At 69.4% G+C, this 15,984-nt stretch carries 12 protein-coding genes and 1 tRNA gene; 9 read left to right on the top strand and 4 right to left on the bottom strand.

All coding sequences use genetic code 11. From position 1 onward, the window contains the following. Window positions 1–146 precede the first annotated feature (146 nt). From ASC79_RS19715 to ASC79_RS19690, 6 genes are all read left to right on the top strand, one after another. Window positions 147–221, top strand: a tRNA-Thr gene (locus ASC79_RS19715). A gap of 300 nt (window positions 222–521) precedes the next feature. Next, window positions 522–830, top strand: coding sequence for a hypothetical protein (locus ASC79_RS19710; RefSeq protein WP_056026698.1), 309 nt, complete (start codon window positions 522–524; stop codon window positions 828–830). Continuing rightward, complete coding sequence (locus ASC79_RS19705; protein WP_056026391.1) at window positions 827–2,368, top strand: PepSY domain-containing protein; 1,542 nt, start codon at window positions 827–829, stop codon at window positions 2,366–2,368. Before ASC79_RS19710 ends, ASC79_RS19705 begins: the two co-directional genes overlap by 4 nt. Window positions 2,369–2,372: 4 nt before the next feature. Further along, window positions 2,373–2,675 (top strand): DUF3325 family protein, encoded by a 303-nt coding sequence (locus ASC79_RS19700; RefSeq protein WP_056026388.1) that lies wholly within the window; start codon window positions 2,373–2,375, stop codon window positions 2,673–2,675. Between the two features lie 83 nt (window positions 2,676–2,758). Then, complete coding sequence (locus ASC79_RS19695) at window positions 2,759–2,962, top strand: hypothetical protein (RefSeq protein WP_056026385.1); 204 nt, start codon at window positions 2,759–2,761, stop codon at window positions 2,960–2,962. A gap of 107 nt (window positions 2,963–3,069) precedes the next feature. Continuing rightward, complete coding sequence (locus tag ASC79_RS19690) at window positions 3,070–3,282, top strand: hypothetical protein (RefSeq protein ID WP_056026377.1); 213 nt, start codon at window positions 3,070–3,072, stop codon at window positions 3,280–3,282. A 133-nt stretch (window positions 3,283–3,415) separates the two neighbouring features. Here the strand turns inward: ASC79_RS19690 and nagE are convergent, their stop codons facing one another. The 4 genes from nagE to ASC79_RS19670 all read right to left on the bottom strand — a co-directional run bounded on the left by nagE (window position 3,416) and on the right by ASC79_RS19670 (window position 12,776). Then, window positions 3,416–5,104, bottom strand: coding sequence for an N-acetylglucosamine-specific PTS transporter subunit IIBC (gene nagE, locus ASC79_RS19685; RefSeq protein ID WP_056026374.1), 1,689 nt, complete (start codon window positions 5,102–5,104; stop codon window positions 3,416–3,418). Next, entirely contained in the window at window positions 5,104–7,599 is a 2,496-nt protein-coding gene (gene ptsP, locus ASC79_RS19680) for a phosphoenolpyruvate--protein phosphotransferase (protein ID WP_056026371.1), read from the bottom strand. The genes nagE and ptsP overlap by 1 nt, the downstream gene beginning before the upstream one ends. After that, entirely contained in the window at window positions 7,589–9,883 is a 2,295-nt protein-coding gene (locus tag ASC79_RS19675) for a family 20 glycosylhydrolase (RefSeq protein WP_056026368.1), read from the bottom strand. Before ASC79_RS19675 ends, ptsP begins: the two co-directional genes overlap by 11 nt. Before the next feature lie 232 nt (window positions 9,884–10,115). Further along, window positions 10,116–12,776 carry a TonB-dependent receptor gene (locus ASC79_RS19670; RefSeq protein WP_056026365.1) on the bottom strand — a complete coding sequence of 887 codons (2,661 nt, stop codon included), beginning with the start codon at window positions 12,774–12,776 and terminating at the stop codon, window positions 10,116–10,118. Window positions 12,777–13,024: 248 nt separating this feature from the next. Between ASC79_RS19670 and ASC79_RS19665 the strand changes: the two genes are divergently transcribed. From ASC79_RS19665 to nagA, 3 genes are all read left to right on the top strand, one after another. Next, entirely contained in the window at window positions 13,025–13,762 is a 738-nt protein-coding gene (locus ASC79_RS19665) for a GntR family transcriptional regulator (RefSeq protein ID WP_056026362.1), read from the top strand. Window positions 13,763–13,832: 70 nt separating this feature from the next. Next, window positions 13,833–14,828 (top strand): SIS domain-containing protein, encoded by a 996-nt coding sequence (locus ASC79_RS19660; RefSeq protein WP_056026359.1) that lies wholly within the window; start codon window positions 13,833–13,835, stop codon window positions 14,826–14,828. After that, window positions 14,828–15,946, top strand: a complete 1,119-nt coding sequence (nagA, locus tag ASC79_RS19655) for an N-acetylglucosamine-6-phosphate deacetylase (protein WP_056026356.1) — start codon at window positions 14,828–14,830, stop codon at window positions 15,944–15,946. Before ASC79_RS19660 ends, nagA begins: the two co-directional genes overlap by 1 nt. Window positions 15,947–15,984: the final 38 nt, after the last annotated feature.

Below are 15,984 nucleotides of genomic sequence, written 5' to 3'. Positions count from 1 at the left end.
GCCTCGCGCTCCTGCGCCGGGGTTTTGTCCTGCTTTCCCATGAAAACGGGGGGTGCGGCGAGACAGCCCACAGGTCAAGCGCAGTTTCTGCATATTGGGGCTTTCCACCGGCTGCGGGTTTGGCTATAGCCCCCGCCTCGCCTTTCGCCGCCGTAGCTCAGTGGTAGAGCGCATCCTTGGTAAGGCTGAGGTCGGCAGTTCAATCCTGCCCGGCGGCACCATGTTTCCCCAACGCTTTCAGGGCGTTGGGGAAACACCACTCCCCCCACATCGCCAGACGAACCGCCGCCGCAAGGCGCAAGCCGCCACGCTTGGGCCGTTCGGCCGCACGCGCAGCATAACGACGATCGCTTGAGCCGATCACGGGTCGGGCGTAGAAGGCGTGATGCGAACGCCTCGCATTCCCATTCGCACCTCTACCGGACAAAGCTCTTGCGCGATCCCGCCCGCATCGTTTCCCCGCCGGCCCTGGCCGCCGGACTGGCCGGCGTCGGCGGCCGCGCCGTGACGTGCAGGGCCTGATGGCCGCCGCTTCCGCGAACGCGGGCGTCGCCTACCGGCTCGCGGTCGCCTGGCGCGCCGTCCTGGCGGTGGGGGCCAACTATGGCCTCTGCGCGCTCGCGGCCACTGCCCTGGCCCGGCTGCTGCCGCTCGCCGGCGTGAGCCGCGTCGAGGCGGCGGTCGCCGGCACGCTCGTCGCCATCATCGCCATGCCCGTGCTCCCAGTCTTCGTCTTCGCCGCCCGCAGCGCGTGGAAGCCGACCCTGGTCATGGCCGCCGGCGCCGCCCTGCTCTGGACGGGCGCCTGGCTTGCGGGCGTTCCGGCATGAACGGCGGCCTGCGCGCATCGATGAGTTGGCTGCATACCTGGACCGGCCTGATCTGCGGCTGGCTGGTGTTCGCCATCTTCGCGACCGGGACAGCCACCGTCTTCCGGCACGAGATCGAGGCCTGGACCCGCCCCTCGCTGAGCGCTCGCTCCGACCCGGCCGTCGGGCTGCAGCGCGCCTACGACCATCTGCTGGTCGCCGCGCCCCAGGCGACCCTGTTCGGCGTCCAGGCGACCAACGGCCAGGAACGCGACATGCTCGCCTTCTGGTCCAACCTCGACGGGACCTACGGCCAGGCCGACCTGGACCCGGCCACGGGCGCCCCCGCCGTCGATCCGCCCACCGGCGGCGGCGAGATGTTCTACCGCTTCCACTTCGAGCTGATGGCCCCCTATCCCTTCGGACGGCTGGCCGCCTGCCTGGCCGCGGCGTTCTTCGCCAGCGCAGTGGTCAGCGGGGTGATCACCCACAAGCGGATCTTCTCGGACTTCTTCACCTTCCGACCAGAGAAGGGCGGCCAGCGCGCCTGGCTGGACGGTCACAACGTGCTCGGCGCCCTGGCCCTGCCGTTCCACCTGTTCATCGCCCTGACCGGGATCGTCACCCTGGCGACGACCTTCATGCCGTTCGGCATGACAGGCGCCTATGGCCAGGACGCCGCGGCCTTCTACGCCGACAGCGCGCCCGAGACCCGCGGCATGCCCGAGCGCGCCGGCAAGCCCGCCGTCATGGCCCCGCTCGCCCCGATGATCGCCACCGCCGAGCGCGAGCTGGGCGGCAAGGTCGGCCGACTGACCGTCAACAATCCGGGCGACGCCTCGGCCCGCGTCAGCCTGCACCGGGACAATCAGGGACGCCTCAGCCGCCCGGTCAGCGGCGCGGTCTTCGACGGCGTCAGCGGCCGGCTGCTGGCGGTCTCCCCGCCGCCCGGCCCGGCCATGGCCACCAACGACCTGCTCTATGGCCTGCACATGGCCGAGTTCGCCGGCCCGGCCCTGCGCTGGCTCTACTTCTTCGCCGGCCTTTCCGGCTGCGGGCTGATCGCCTCGGGCCTGGTGCTCTGGACCGTCTCGCGCCGCCGCAAGCTGGCGAACCCGGCCAAGCCCTATTTCGGCTTCCGCCTGGTCGAGGTGATGAACGTCGGGGCGGTGATGGGCCTGCCGCTGGCCATCGCCGGCTTCTTCTGGGCCGACCGCCTGCTGCCCGCCGGCCTCGCCGATCGCCCCGCAGTCGAGGGCCGCATCTTCCTGGCCACCATCGCCGCGACCATCGTCTACAGCGCCCTGCGCCCCCAGAAGCGCGCCTGGACCGAGACCGCCTGGCTCGCCGCCTTCGCCTTCGCCGCCATCCCCCTGCTGTCGGCGGCGACCGGCGGACGCAATCTCGCCGCCAGCCTCGCCGCCGGCGACTGGGCCATGGTCGCGCTCGACCTGACCTTGGTGGCGCTGGGCGGCGGCTTCCTGTTCATGGCCCGCCGGGCCGGCCGCGTCGCCGCCCCGGCGCCGCGCCGGGCCGCGCGCACGGCGGCGGCGGAGTAGCGTCATGGAACTGCTCGGCTTCGTCAGCGCCCCGCTCGCCTTCGCCGCCTTCATCAGCGCGGCGCTGTCCATGGACCGCCACCATCGGCAGGTGACCGGCCACGCCTGCCCGGCCGAGCGCCGCGCCCGGCTGCGACTGTCCAGCAAGGCGCTGTTCGTCCTGGCGATCCTGGTCGGCGTCATCGGCGGCGGGGTCGGCCTCGTCGCCGGGATCCTCGGCGCTGGTCTGGCCGCAGGCGCCGTGGTCACCACCCTCACCGTCCGCCCCGCCCTGCTCGCGCGGCTGCTGGCGCCCCGCGCCTCCTAGCCCGCCGCGAGGTCCTTGATCCCCTAGGGCGGGAACCGCGGGACCTCCTGGCGAGTCGTCTTGCGGGGCGCCAAGGAGGTCCGATGTCCCGCGAGCTTCACTACATCGGGCGCGCCGATCACGAACCGATCGACGACGCCCGCCACTTTCATGTCTGCGCCACCTGCGGCCAGCCGGTCGACAGGCGCGACGTCGGCGCGGCCGTCCAGCACGCAGCCCGCGGCCATCAACCGTGGATCGTGACGCCGGCCCCCACCGAGGTGGTCATGACCTCGCACCAGACCTGAAAATAGCGGCGCGGACCGTGTCGAATTCCTTGTCGGCGAGACCATGTGAGCATATGCTCAGTGCATATCCCCCGGTCTTGCACCGCGCTCGCGGTGATCGGGGTTGCATGCGCATCTACTCCTTCTCACTGGTCAATCACCTCGGCGAGCGGTTCCGCACGCAGACGGCGCAATGCGACGACGACCAGGCTGCGATCGCCCTGGGCAAGCGCTTTGAAATCGACGGCTACCCGGTCGAGGTTCACCTCGACGGTCGGCGCGTGGCGCTCTCCTCCCTACCGCCCTGGACGCCCGAGCCCTGGCTTCGCCACCTGCTCTAGCGCTCTATCGTCGCTACCGGCAGGTTGGCGGGCCCAAACCTGCCGGTAGCGACGATAGAGGGCCCGCAAACGCCCAACTTCGCCCCCTATCGCGACAGTACCTGGAAGCCGGGCCCGAAAACCTGCCGCTCGGCTAGGCCGGACGCAGCAGGATCTGCACCTGGCCGTTCGGCAACCGGGCCACGCCGCGCGCCCCGCCCGCCAGCAGCAGCGCCTCGTCCAGCGCCGCCGGATCGACCAGCCGCGCACTGACCCGGCCCGCCTTCAGCCCGGCCTCGACGACGTTGCCCGCCCCGCCCAGACCGGCCAGCCAGGGGCCGACGTCGAACGCTGCGCCCGGCGCCGGCGTCGCGGCAACGACCGGCGCGGCAAGCGGTGCGCCGGCCATCGCCGCCCGGATCTCGCCGGCCACCTGATCGGCCACCGGCCCCAACACGACCTGCAGCGCCTTGTCGGACGGGCGGACCATCCCGCGCGATCCCAGGGCCTTCAGCCCCGCCTCGTCGACCGCGGACTGGTCCGCCACCACCAGCCGCAGCCGGGTCGTGCAGGCGTCGACGCTGACGAGATTGCCCGCCCCGCCCAGGGCGGCGACGAAGTCCTCGCCGCGGCGGCCGCTCAAGGGCCGCGGCGCGGCGGCGTCGGGCGCGGCCTCGGGCTCGCGCCCCGGCGTCTTGAGGTCGAACCGCGCGATAGCCCAGCGGAAGACGCCGTAGTACAGCCCGAAATAAGCCAATCCGATCGGCAACAAATACAGCGGGTTAGTCGCCTTTCCGAAGTTCAGCGCATAGTCGAAGAACCCGGCCGAGAACCCAAAGCCCAGCTTTACGTCCAGCAGGCTCATGACGATGAACGACAGCCCCGTCAGCACCGCATGGATCGCGTACAGGACCGGCGCCAGGAACATGAAGCTGAACTCGATCGGCTCGGTCACGCCGGTCAGGAAGGTGGTCAGCGCCATCGAGGCGAGCATCCCGCCGACCGCCTTGCGCCGGTGCGCGGGGGCGGCGTGGTACATGGCCAGGCACGCCGCCGGCAGGCCGAACATCATCACCGGGAAGAACCCGGCCATGAAGGCTCCGGCGCTCGGATCCCCGGCGAAGAACCGGTTCAGGTCGCCCGTCGCGCCGTGAAAGTCCCCGACGATGAACCAGGCGATGTTGTTGAGGATGTGGTGGAGCCCGGTGACGATCAGCGCGCGGTTCAGCACGCCATAGATGAACAGACCCGCCTCGCCCGAACCGACGATGGCGCGGCTGGCGCCGTCCATGCCGGCGTCCAGCCCCTCATAGGTGAAGCCGACGAAGCCGCCCAGGGCCAGGCCCGCCAGGCCGGCGACGATCGGCACGAACCGCCGGCCTCCGAAAAAGGCGAGATATTCCGGTAGCTTGATGTTCGAGAAGCGATTGTAGAACTGGCCGCCCACAAGGCCCGACAGAATGCCAATGGGCACCGAGACCTTGGCGATGGCCTTCTCCTTGAAGGCCGCGGCAGCCAGGCCCACGGCGTCGCCGGTCATGCCCTTCAGCGCCTCGGGCGGCACGTGCAGCAGCACCTCGGCGCTGCGCGAGGCGATCAGGAAGCAGACCACCCCCGCCAGCCCGGCGGCGCCGTTGTTGTCCCGCGCCAGCCCCACCGCGACGCCCGCCGCGAACAGCAGGCCGAGGTTGGCGAAGATCGCCTCCCCCGCCGCGGCGATGAACGCCACGTCGAGCAGGTCGGGCTGCCCCAACCTCAGCAGCAGACCGGCCGCCGGCAGCACGGCGATGGGCAACATCAGCGCCCGGCCAAGGGATTGCAGCGCTTCGAGGGGCGAGGCCATCAGGCTTCTCCGGTCAGGAAGGTGTTCGAGAGCGCCCGCACGGCTTCGGCGGACGGCTGGGCCAGCGCCCGCCGCGCCAGGTCTGCGCACGGCTCGGGCGACAGGGTTCGGATCAGGGCCTTGGCCTCGGGGATCGCCGCCGAGGGCATGGAGAGCTCGCTGACGCCCAGGCCGATCAGGATCGGCACGGCGGCGAGGTCGCCGGCCAGGCCGCCGCAGACGCCGGTCCACAGCGCGTGCTTGCGCCCGCCCTCGCTGGCCTGGGCGATCATCCGCAGCACCGCCGGGTGCAGAGCGTCGATCTCGCCGGCTAGGTCCGGATTGCCGCGATCCATGGCCAGCGCGTACTGCGTCAGGTCGTTGGTCCCCACCGAAAGGAAGTCGGCCTCGGCCGCCAGCAGATCGGCCGTGGCCGCCGCCGCCGGGGTCTCGATCATCACGCCAAGGTCGGTGCGCCCGACCCGGCCCATCTCGCGCCGCGCCTCATCCAGCGCCGCGCGGACGGCCCGCAGCTCGGACAGGCTGGCGACCATCGGGATCATGATCTTGGCGTGCGGCGCCCCGCGCAGAATGGCCCGGAGCTGGGTCTTCAGGACCTGCGGCCGGCGCATCAGAACGCGCACGCCGCGCACCCCCAGGGCCGGATTTTCTTCAGGCCAGATAGGGAGATAGCTCGCAGTCTTGTCACCGCCGACATCGAGCAGGCGGATGATCATCGGCCGCCCGCCCATGGCCGCGGCGATGGCTCCGTAGCGCTCGGTCTGCTCGTCCTCGTCGGGCGCGGTCTCGCGCTCGAGGAACAGAAACTCGGTCCGCAACAGACCGCAGCCCTCGGCCCCCGCCGCCTCCGCGGCCTCGGCGTCGACCAGCGAGCCGAGGTTCGCATAGACCTTGATCCGCGTGCCGTCGGCCATGCGGCAGTCTTCGCGCGACGCGGCCCGCGCCGCCACCCGGCGCTCGGCCCGAACCGCCAGCGTGGTCTGCGCCGCCTCCAGCGCCTTGGCGTCGGGCGCCACGTGCAGCAGTCCCGCGTCGGCGTCGAGGATCAGGCTGGTCCCCTCATTGATCGCCGCCACGCCCGCCCCGGCGGCCACCACCGCCGGGACCCCCATTGAGGCGGCCAGGATAGCCACGTGCGAGGTCGGACCGCCCTTGGCCGTGCAGATCCCGGCCAGCCGCGCGGCGTCCAGGCCCATCAGCTGCGAGGGCAGCAGCTCCTCGGCCAACAGGATCGCGCCGGGCGGCAGGTCGGGGCCCCGGTCCTCCTCGCCGGCCAGGATCAGCAGAACCCGCCGCTCGAGGTCCAGCAGGTCGTCCACGCGCTCGGCGATCCGGCGGTCGCCCAGGCCGCGCAACGCCTCCACATAGGCGCCGATGGCGCTGCGCCAGGCGAACCCCGCGCTCTTGCCCTCGCCGATCAGCCGCGCCGCCTGGCCGGTTAGTTCCGGATCGTCCAGGAACGCGGCGTGCGCGCCCAGGATGGCGCGCCGCGCCTGACCCTCGCCGCTCTCGGCCTCGCGCGCGATCTTGGCGCTGACGGCGGCCAGCGCCGCCTCCAACGCCGCGCGCTCGTGCGCAGCGCCCTGGCCCGCCTCGACGACCTGAAGCTCTTCGACAAACAGCCGCACGGCCTTGCCGACGGCCAGGCCCGGCGAAGCCATCACGCCCTTCAGCTGCGCGAGCGCCGCGCGCTTGGCGAGCGCGATCTCAGGCGCAGGGGGACGGATCGGCGCGCCCTCGCCCATCCCGCCCTCGATCAGCTCGGCCAGCGCCTCCAGCGCCGCGGCGGCGTCGGGACCTGCGGCGGCTAGGGTGGCGGCATCGCCGTGCCGCAGGCCCAGCGACATGATCCCGACCGGACTGCGTGCATTGGCGCGGCGATTGAGCGCCAGCAGCGAAACCTCGGCCTGGAAGCGTTTGGCGACCTCAGCGACGCGCGCCGCGGGACGCGCGTGCAGGCCGTGGACCAGCGGCACGACGATGGCGCGGGTCAGTTCGGGGCCGGCCACAGGGGCCGTCTCGGCCACACGGGCCGGCGGCGACAGTGTCAGCAGCCGATCGCCGACCTTCACCGCCGCGCCTGTGATCCGCGTTGCGATCGTGCGGCCTGCCGCATCGGTGACGACGATCGGCGTGATCAAGCTCTTGGCGTGCTCGGCCAGCACCGCAAGATCGAAGGAAATCAGCCGCTCGCCGACCCGCACGGCCTGGCCTTCGGCGACGTGGACCTCGAAGCCCTCGCCGCCCAGGGTCACGGTGTCGAGCCCGACGTGCATCAGGATCTCCACGCCGCCCTCAGCCCGCAGGCTGACTGCGTGACGCGCGGCGTGGACCGAGATGATCGTGCCGTCACAAGGCGCATGCAGCACCGAGCCGGTCGGATCGACCGCCACACCGTCCCCCAGCATGGCCTGGGCGAACACCGGATCGGGGACCTCGGCCAGCGGCGCGGCCCAGCCGTCAAGCGGCGAGAGCAGGACCAGTTCAGCGGTCATGACCGGCTCCGTGGACCAGGGTCACACGATCGATCACCCACATCGGCTCGACGGCCTTCTGGGTGAAGCTGAAGCACAGTTTGCGGGGGCCGGCCGCGCCGGCGATCTTGCCGGTCAGGACCGTGACGCCTTGCGAACGTGTCGCCGGCGCCAGCGGCAGCGTGGCGACAACCGCGCCTTCGCAGGAATCCTGGCGAACCTCCAGCTCGCCCTCGGGCGTGGCCGGCGGGCGGAATTTGATCTTCTCGACGTCCTTGCCGATCTGGAAGTTGAACGGGATCTGGCCGACCGCGACTTCGATCTGCGAAACGCCCGTCAGATCGGCGCCTTCGTAGATCCAGCAGGGGTTCATGATGTCGACGAGGAAGCGGGCCCGGTCACCCTGGAGCGGCGCGTCGTCCTCAAGGTTCAGCACCAGCGCACCCTGGCAGACCTTCAGTTCCTGGCTGGCCCGCGTGCGGATGCTGCGCGCGTCGATCGTGAGGTCTGACGCTGCCGCCAACGGCTGGCCGCCGCGGAAAGCCTGCGCGCGGACCCGCGTCCCCAAAGGCGCCGCGAACGGTTGGCTGTAGAGCATCGCCCCGGCGCCGGGCGCAGAGCCGTCCAGCGTGTAGCGGATCTCGCCGACCTCCTCGGCTCCCAACAGAGCGACGCGCGCGCCCCCGCCTTGCGGTTCGCTCAGCGCGCGCACCTTGAGCGGCGTCTCGTCGAAAGTCAGGCCGAGCGCGCGATAGCGTCCGAGTTCGGCCGGCAGGCGGTCTGCAAAACTCTTCCAGTCCTTGGCCGCGGCGGGCGACCAGGCCGTCTCGGCCACCGCCGCGACGCGCGGGAACAGCATCTTGGAGACGCGCTCCTCGGTCCGCGCATGTTCGGTCCATATGTTGGCCTGGACGCCGAGCACATGGTGGCGCTCGTCGGCGTTCAGCGCCGTGGGCATCGGCTCGTAGCCATAGACGTCCTTCAGCGTCACGACCGCGCCACGGCCCGGCGGTTCGTCCGGCGCGGCGCTCTGGCGATTGTTGAGATACATCATCGGCTCGGGGCTCAGGATGGTGTCATGGCCCAGCTTGGCGGCGATGATCGCGCCGTCGATCCCGCGCCAGGACATCACCGTGGCGCTCTCGGCGACGCCGCCCTCCAGGATCTCGTCCCAGCCGATCAGCCGCCGGCCCTTGGCCTCCAGCATCTGCTCGACCCGGGAGATGAACCAGCCTTGCAACTGGCTCTCGCTGCCGATGTGAAGTTCCTTCATCCGCGCCTGGACAGCGGGATTTGTCTTCCACTGATCCTTGACCGCCTCGTCGCCGCCGACGTGGATGTAGGTCCCGGGAAACAGGTCGACGACCTCGGTCAGCACGTCGTCCAGGAAGGCGAACGTCCGCTCATCGACATTGTAGAGATAGGGAAAGACGCCCCAGTCCGAGGAGGTGGCGGTCGGCGGCGTGGCGGCGGAACCCAGCTCCGGATAGGCGACGATCGGCGCATGGGCGTGACCGGGCGTCTCGATCTCCGGGACAATGGTGATGTGGCGCGCGGCCGCGTAGGCGACGACGTCGCGGACCTGATCCTGCGTGTAGTAGCCGCCGATGACGCGCGGCTTGCCGGTCGCGGGATCGAAGTCGGCCGCGGGGGCCGGCCCAGCCGGCACGCGCCAGGCGCCGACCTGCGTCAGCTTGGGGTATTTCTTGATCTCCAGTCGCCAGCCCTGATCGTCGGTCAGATGCCAATGCAGGGTGTTGAGCTTGGCGAGCGCCATCCGATCGATGAGGCCCTTCACGTAGTCGACGCTCTGGAAGTGACGGGCGCTGTCGAGCATCACCCCGCGCCAGCCGAACCGAGGGGCGTCGTCGATCTGGCGGGCCCAGATCACCGCCGGCCCCCTGCCGGGCTCGGCGGTCGCAAGCTGCCAGGCGCTGACCGCGCCATAGAACAAGCCCGCATCGCCCGCCGACGCGATGGTGATGCGCTGGCCGTCGACGTCCAGTTTGTAGGCTTCGCCAGTCGGTCCCTGGCGGCTCAGGACGATCGCCCGCTCGCCGGCCTTTGGCGCGCGGACCGCCAGCTTGAGGCCGCGGCTGCGCAACAGCAGATCGGCGAGATAGCGGGCGCTGGCCTGGGCCTGGGCGTCGTTGGTCGGCGCGCTGATCACCGTCCGCTCGTCGAGCTGGAACGCGCCCTCACGCGGGGTGTCGGACACCGGCGCAGGAATGATGGGAGCCGCCGCCCAGCTCGCGCTGGCGAACATCGCCGCTGCGACCGTGGCGAGGAGAAGAGAACGGATCATCGGCCGGACTCGCACAAAATAAGGGCGGAGCGGCAAGCCGCCCCGCCCAGTGGCCTCGACGAGGCGGGGTTGCGGGGAATCTCGGCGCAGCGGGTCATCATGGAAGCATCCTGGACCGGCCTGCGCAGTATGCGAAGGCGCGGACGAGGTCCCCGGGCATGGGTCCCTCGTCCGCCGCGGGCGCAGCTCAGGAGCTGAGCTGTTTCCACGTTCGGCTTCGCGTTCGCGCGGATCAGAAGCTCAGGCTGACCGTCGCCATGTACTTGCGGCCGGTGCGATAGGCGCCGCGGGGCAAGGCCTCGGTGTTGGCGTAGGCGTAGTACTCGGCGTCGGTGAGATTCATGCCCGCCAGGGTGACGCTGACATTGTCGGTGAAGTTATAGGTTCCCGAGATGTCGAGGTTGTCGGAGTCCTTGACGTACATGTTGTCGCCGCGGTCGATGCCGGTGAAGTACTCCGAGCGCCAGGTGTAGGTCGCACGCAGCTGGATCGGGCCGTTCTCATAGAACGGGCTGACGTTGATCTGGTGCTTGGAGTTGTAGGGCAGATCCTGACCGTCGCTGCCGTTGCCGTCAGCATAGGTGTAGTTGGCCAGAAGGCCGAAGCCGTAGGCGTAGTTTTGCTGATAGGCGATCGAGACGCCTTTGATGTCGGCCGTGCCGGCGTTGTGCGGACGGCTGATCTGGTAGGTCGTGACCCGGTTCTGCGACTGGTTGAAGTACTGCTCCGGCGCGGTCTGCTGCAGGATGTAGTTGCTGATATCCTTGTAGAAGAACTCGACCGCCACGATGGCCTGCGGTTGGAAGTACCACTCCGCCGCCATGTTGAAGTTGCTGGACTTGTAGGGGTCGAGGTTCGGGTTGCCGCCCGAACCGGTGAGGATGCCGTCCGACAGCTGGAAGAAGTTGGTCATGTCGGCGTAGTTCGGCCGCGCGATCACCTGGGCGGCGGCGAAGCGCAGCAGCAGGTCCTCACGAACGCTGTAGACCAGGTTCACGCTGGGCAGGAAGTTGTCGTAGCTCTTCTGCGTGGACTTCCAGGTCCAGTCGGACGGAGCCGCGCAAGGCGAGCCGGGATTGCAGACGTAACCGGCGCTATCGACGTCGGTGTAGACGTAGCGGACACCGAAGTTGCCGCGCAGTGCGCCAGCGTCGATCTCGCCCTGAGCGTAGAGGGCGTTGATGTCCTCCTGGATCGCCCAGTTGCCGGCGGTGAACTCTGGCGCCGCAAAGATCGACGGCGTCGGCATCGCCCGTCCGGGCGCCAGCCAGGTGCCGCCCTCGACGTAGCTGACCATCGCCCCGCCATCGATGCGGAAGCGGTTCGTCATCTGCTGATTGGAGCCGAAGCCGTCGAGGTAGTTGCCCGGCACGGTGCTGGGGCCAAACAGGCTGGCCGGCGCCGCGACCCCGGTGACGGCGATGCCGGCATACTCCTGGGTCGTCTCATGACGGCGGAACTTGTAGCCGACCTGGACGCGCTTGATGACGCCGTCGAGGTCCATGCCGAAGTCGGCCTGGGCGTACTTCTCTTCGTCGGTGGTCGGCTTCTCCACCAGGTTGCCGCTCCAGCCCGGATCGGTGGCGAAGGCGGCCGGATCGCCCTGGACGTTGTTGGCGTAGGTCAGCTGGCCTGGGTTGCCCGGCGCGCCGCTGATGTCGACCGTGTAGTCACCCCAGTTGAGGAACTCGAGGAACACCTGCTTCTTGGTGCCGCCGTCGGCCTTCGAGAAGCCGACGTTGCCGGACACGTCCCATCCGTCGCCCTGGTACTTCCCGCGGAAGTCATAGGTGTCGGAATTCATCTCGGCTTCGCGGGACTGGACATCCAGGACGCTGAGGGCGTTGCGGAAGGTTGCGGAGGTGACGACGCCGTTGTTCACCGTCAGTCCGGTGAGAGCGCCCAGGCTGTTCCAGGTGTTGCCCTGGAAGGCGTACATCGACTGGTTCAGGTTGTCGTAGTTCGCCTGGATCTTCAGCCAGTTGAACTCCAGTTCGACTTCCTCGGTCGGGCGGAACTGCAACGAGGCGGTGTAGCTGGTGCGGTCGCGCTCCTGCTCGAAGAACGAGGTGCCAAAGGCGTTCGGGCTGCGGGCGTTGAGGTTATTGCCCAGCGTCGTCGCGCAGGTCCCGGTGCATCCGAAGTTGCGCGAGTCGACCGGGTTGTCGGCGTTGCCGCCCGCCCAGTTGCTGGCCGCCATGGTGCCATAGGTCTCGATGCCGTCGCGGCGCAGCTGGTCGGTGGCTTTCTGGACAGATAGGGCGATGCCGAAGGTCTCGGCCTCGTTCTTCCAGCTGCCCATGAGAGCGCCCTGAAAGTCGCCCTCCTCCGAGCGGTCATTGTAGAGGTAGCCGATCGAACCGGCGGCCAGCATCGGCTTCATGTCGAGCGGACGGCGGGTGATGACGTTGACCGTGCCGCCGATGCTGCCTTCGTCGATGCGCGCTTCCGGCGTCTTGTAGATGTCGACGCGGCCGACGATCTGCGGCGCCAGCAGCGCGTAGTTGAACGTCCGGCCCGGCGAATCGAGGATGAACCAGTCGGCGGACGCGACGGTCTGGCCATTGAGCAGCGTGCGGTTCAGCGCCGGGTCGGTGCCCAGGATGCTGACCTTCTCGCCTTGGCCGAACTGACGGTCGACTGTGACGCCGGGAACCATGGTCAGGGCTTCGGCGACGTTGGTGTTCGGGAACTTGCCGACATCCTCGGCGGTGACCGAGTCGACAATGGCGTCGGCGGCGCGCTTGGTTTCCAGCGACTGCTGCAATGAGGCGCGGATGCCGGTGACGACGAACTCGTCGACCTGGGTGTCCTGCGCGAAGGCCGGGCCCGCGACGGCGACGGCCAGAAGACTCGCCGAAGCGATCAAAATGGATTTGCGATGTTGGTTCACTCGGCTTCTCCCCTATTTCCGGGCCTTGTTTCCCCCGGAGCCGACGCGAGCCCAATGTGATACCAATTCTTCGCATAGACCTGCGAGACCGGCGTTACATTGACCCTGCGGAGCCGATCTGTGCGCAGTTTCACAAAATTGACAAGCCCAAAAAGAGACCAATTGCGCTACTGGTACATATTGGTATCTAAATGGTCTCAAGACACGTCGGCGGTGCACAAGCCGGCGATCGACGCGGAGAAACGCCTTTGACCTTTTCCGAGCGCATCGGCCAGTTGGACGCGAAAGATCACGCGCCGCTGTATCGCCAGCTCCAGCGGGTGCTGCGCGATGCGATCGCCAACCGCCTGCTGGGGCCTGACGACGCACTGCCGGCCGAACGAGACTTCGCCGAAGAGCTGGGCGTATCCAGAATCACCGTGCGCAAGGCGCTGGACGGCCTGGTCAGCGAAGGACTGCTGGTCCGCCGCCAGGGCGCGGGCACGTTCGTCGCCGCGCGGGTGGAGAAGAACTTCTCCAAGCTGTCGTCTTTCACCGAGGACATGATCGCCCGCGGGCGGATTCCCCATTCAGCGTGGTTGTCGCGAACCGAGGGCCAGGTGACGCCTGAGGAGTCGCTGACACTGGGCCTGTCGCCGGGCGCGCCGGTCTATCGCTTCAACCGGATCCGCTATGCCGACGGCGCGCCGATGGCGCTGGAGTATTCGACCTTGGCGGCGTTCTGCATGCCCAGCCCCGACTTCGTGGAGACCTCTCTCTACGAAGCCCTGGAGAAGACCGGCCATCGCCCGGTCCGGGCGCTGCAGCGGCTGCGGGCCGTCCTCTTCACGCCCGAGCAGGCCGAGTTGCTCGCTGTAGCGCCGCGCGACGCGGGACTGCTGATCGAGCGGCGCGGCTTCCTGAAGGACGGGCGGACGGTGGAAGTGACCCAGTCGTACTATCGCGGGGACGCCTATGACTTCGTCGCCGAACTGAACGCTCTTTAAGACAAGACCTGTGCCCCGGAGAAAACGCGTGACCCTGAAGCCCCCTGCCCTGCGCCCCGAGGCTACGCGCATGTTCCAGGAGGCCGCCGAGGCGCCCGCCGTCGTCGCCCGGATGCTGGCCGCCAACCACGAGGCGGCCCAGGCGCTCGGCGCGGAGCTGCGGGCCCATCCGCCCAGGGCGGTGGTGACTTGCGCCCGCGGTTCCTCGGACCATGCGGCCACCTATGCCAAGTACCTGATCGAAACCGGCACGGGCGTCGTCACGTCGTCTGCGGCGCTGTCGGTCAGCTCAGTCTATGCGACCGAGCCGAAGCTGGACGGCATGCTCTATCTGGCGATCTCGCAGTCGGGGAAGAGCCCAGACCTGCTGGCCGCCGTGGAGGCCGCAAAGCAGGGCGGCGCGCGGACCGTGGCGCTGGTCAACGATGAGGCTTCCCCGCTGGCGGCCATGGCCGACCGGGTTCTGCCGCTACACGCCGGCCCTGAGGTCAGCGTCGCCGCGACCAAGTCCTATATCGCCGCCCTGGCCGGCATCGCCCAGTTGGTCGCCGCCTGGACGCAGGACGCGGCGTTGGAAAAGGGCCTGCACGACCTGCCGGCCATCCTGGAGAAGGCCTGGCCGCTGGACTGGAGCCCGGCCGCCGAGCGGCTGAAGTCGGCGCACAACCTCTATGTCCTGGCGCGCGGGGTCGGCTTCGGCGTCGCTCAGGAGGCGGCCCTGAAGTTCAAGGAGACCTGCGGCCTGCACGCCGAGGCCTTCAGCGCCGCCGAGGTGCTGCACGGCCCGATGGCGCTGGTGAAGGAAGGCTTCCCGGTGCTGGTCTTTGCGCAGGACGACCAGAGCCAGGAGAGCGTCGTGGCGCTCGCCAAGGATCTGGCCGATCGCGGCGCGGACGTGATGTTGGCCGGCGGAGGCGGCGATCTGCCGACCCTGAGCGCCCATCCGATCCTGGAACCCATAGTGCGGGTGCAAGGCTTCTACCGGATGGCCAACCAGCTCTCGATCCTGCGTGGCCACGATCCCGACCGGCCCCCGCACCTCAACAAGGTGACAGAGACCGTCTGATGACCACCGCGTTCGTCAACGGCCAGGTGCTGACCGAGCAGGGCCTGGAAACCACCAGCGTCGTCATCGACGGCGAGCGCATCGTGGCGCTTGGCGAGACCGCGGCCGACGTGACGATAGATCTCGAAGGCGGCTATCTGTTGCCTGGCTTCATCGACACCCAGGTCAATGGCGGCGGCGGGGTGCTGTTCAACGACGCCCCGACGCTCGAGGCGATCGCCACGATCGGCGCGGCGCACCGCGCCTATGGCACCACGGGCTTCCTGCCGACCCTGATCAGCGACGACCTCTCGACCGTCGCCAAGGCCATCGCCGCCGTAGACGCGGCGATCGAGGCCGGCGTGCCCGGCGTGCTGGGAATCCACATCGAAGGCCCGTTCCTCAGCGAGCAGCGCAAGGGCGTGCACGACGCTTCCAAGTTCCGCACGCTGGACGAGGCGGCGCTGGAGCTGCTGACCTCGGCCAAGCGCGGCCGGACCCTTGTGACCCTGGCGCCCGAGACCACGACGCCGGAGATGATCGGCCGGCTCGCCAAGGCCGGCGTGACCATCGCGGCTGGCCACACCAACGCCACCTACGAGCGGATCACCGAGGCGCTGGAAAGCGGCGTGACCGGCTTCACGCATCTCTTCAACGCCATGTCGCCGCTGACCAGCCGCGCGCCGGGCGCGGTCGGGGCGGCGCTGGAGAACCAGGACAGCTGGTGCGGGGTCATCGTCGACGGCCGCCACATCCATCCGGCCGCGCTGCGGATCGCCTTCGCCGCCAAGCGGCGAGACCGCTTCATGCTGGTCACCGACGCCATGCCCAGCGTCGGCATGGTCGACAAGAGCTTCACGATCCAGGGCCGCCCGATCCGCGTCGTCGACGGCGTCTGCGTGGACGAGAACGGAACGCTGGCCGGCTCGGACCTCGACATGGCCGGCGCGGTCGCCAACGCGGTGCGGATGGCGGGCCTGAGCCTCGCAGAGGCGGCGCGCATGGCCTCCGCCAACCCGGCGGCATTTATCGGACTAAAGGGAGGATACGGGGCGATCGCGGCGGGCGCGCGGGCCGACCTGGTCCTGCTGGATCAAGACCTCAAGGCGCGGCGGACCTGGATCGCCGGCGCCGAATGACACTGCGAGTCGCTCGCAACTGCCTCTGACGCTTGGAC

This window comes from Phenylobacterium sp. Root1290 (assembly GCF_001425305.1).
Taxonomy (GTDB): domain Bacteria; phylum Pseudomonadota; class Alphaproteobacteria; order Caulobacterales; family Caulobacteraceae; genus Phenylobacterium.
This window is presented reverse-complemented; position numbering and strand designations above follow the sequence as displayed.

What these genes read in the sequence shown, in the direction of transcription:
- ptsP (WP_056026371.1), bottom strand. Translation starts at nt 7,599, where the DNA reads ATGACCGCTGAACTGGTCCTGCTCTCGCCGCTTGACGGCTGGGCCGCG.
- nagE (WP_056026374.1), bottom strand. Translation starts at nt 5,104, where the DNA reads ATGGCCTCGCCCCTCGAAGCGCTGCAATCCCTTGGCCGGGCGCTGATG.
- ASC79_RS19705 (WP_056026391.1), top strand. Translation starts at nt 827, where the DNA reads ATGAACGGCGGCCTGCGCGCATCGATGAGTTGGCTGCATACCTGGACC.
- ASC79_RS19700 (WP_056026388.1), top strand. Translation starts at nt 2,373, where the DNA reads ATGGAACTGCTCGGCTTCGTCAGCGCCCCGCTCGCCTTCGCCGCCTTC.
- ASC79_RS19710 (WP_056026698.1), top strand. Translation starts at nt 522, where the DNA reads ATGGCCGCCGCTTCCGCGAACGCGGGCGTCGCCTACCGGCTCGCGGTC.
- ASC79_RS19675 (WP_056026368.1), bottom strand. Translation starts at nt 9,883, where the DNA reads ATGATCCGTTCTCTTCTCCTCGCCACGGTCGCAGCGGCGATGTTCGCC.
- ASC79_RS19660 (WP_056026359.1), top strand. Translation starts at nt 13,833, where the DNA reads ATGTTCCAGGAGGCCGCCGAGGCGCCCGCCGTCGTCGCCCGGATGCTG.
- ASC79_RS19695 (WP_056026385.1), top strand. Translation starts at nt 2,759, where the DNA reads ATGTCCCGCGAGCTTCACTACATCGGGCGCGCCGATCACGAACCGATC.
- ASC79_RS19690 (WP_056026377.1), top strand. Translation starts at nt 3,070, where the DNA reads ATGCGCATCTACTCCTTCTCACTGGTCAATCACCTCGGCGAGCGGTTC.
- nagA (WP_056026356.1), top strand. Translation starts at nt 14,828, where the DNA reads ATGACCACCGCGTTCGTCAACGGCCAGGTGCTGACCGAGCAGGGCCTG.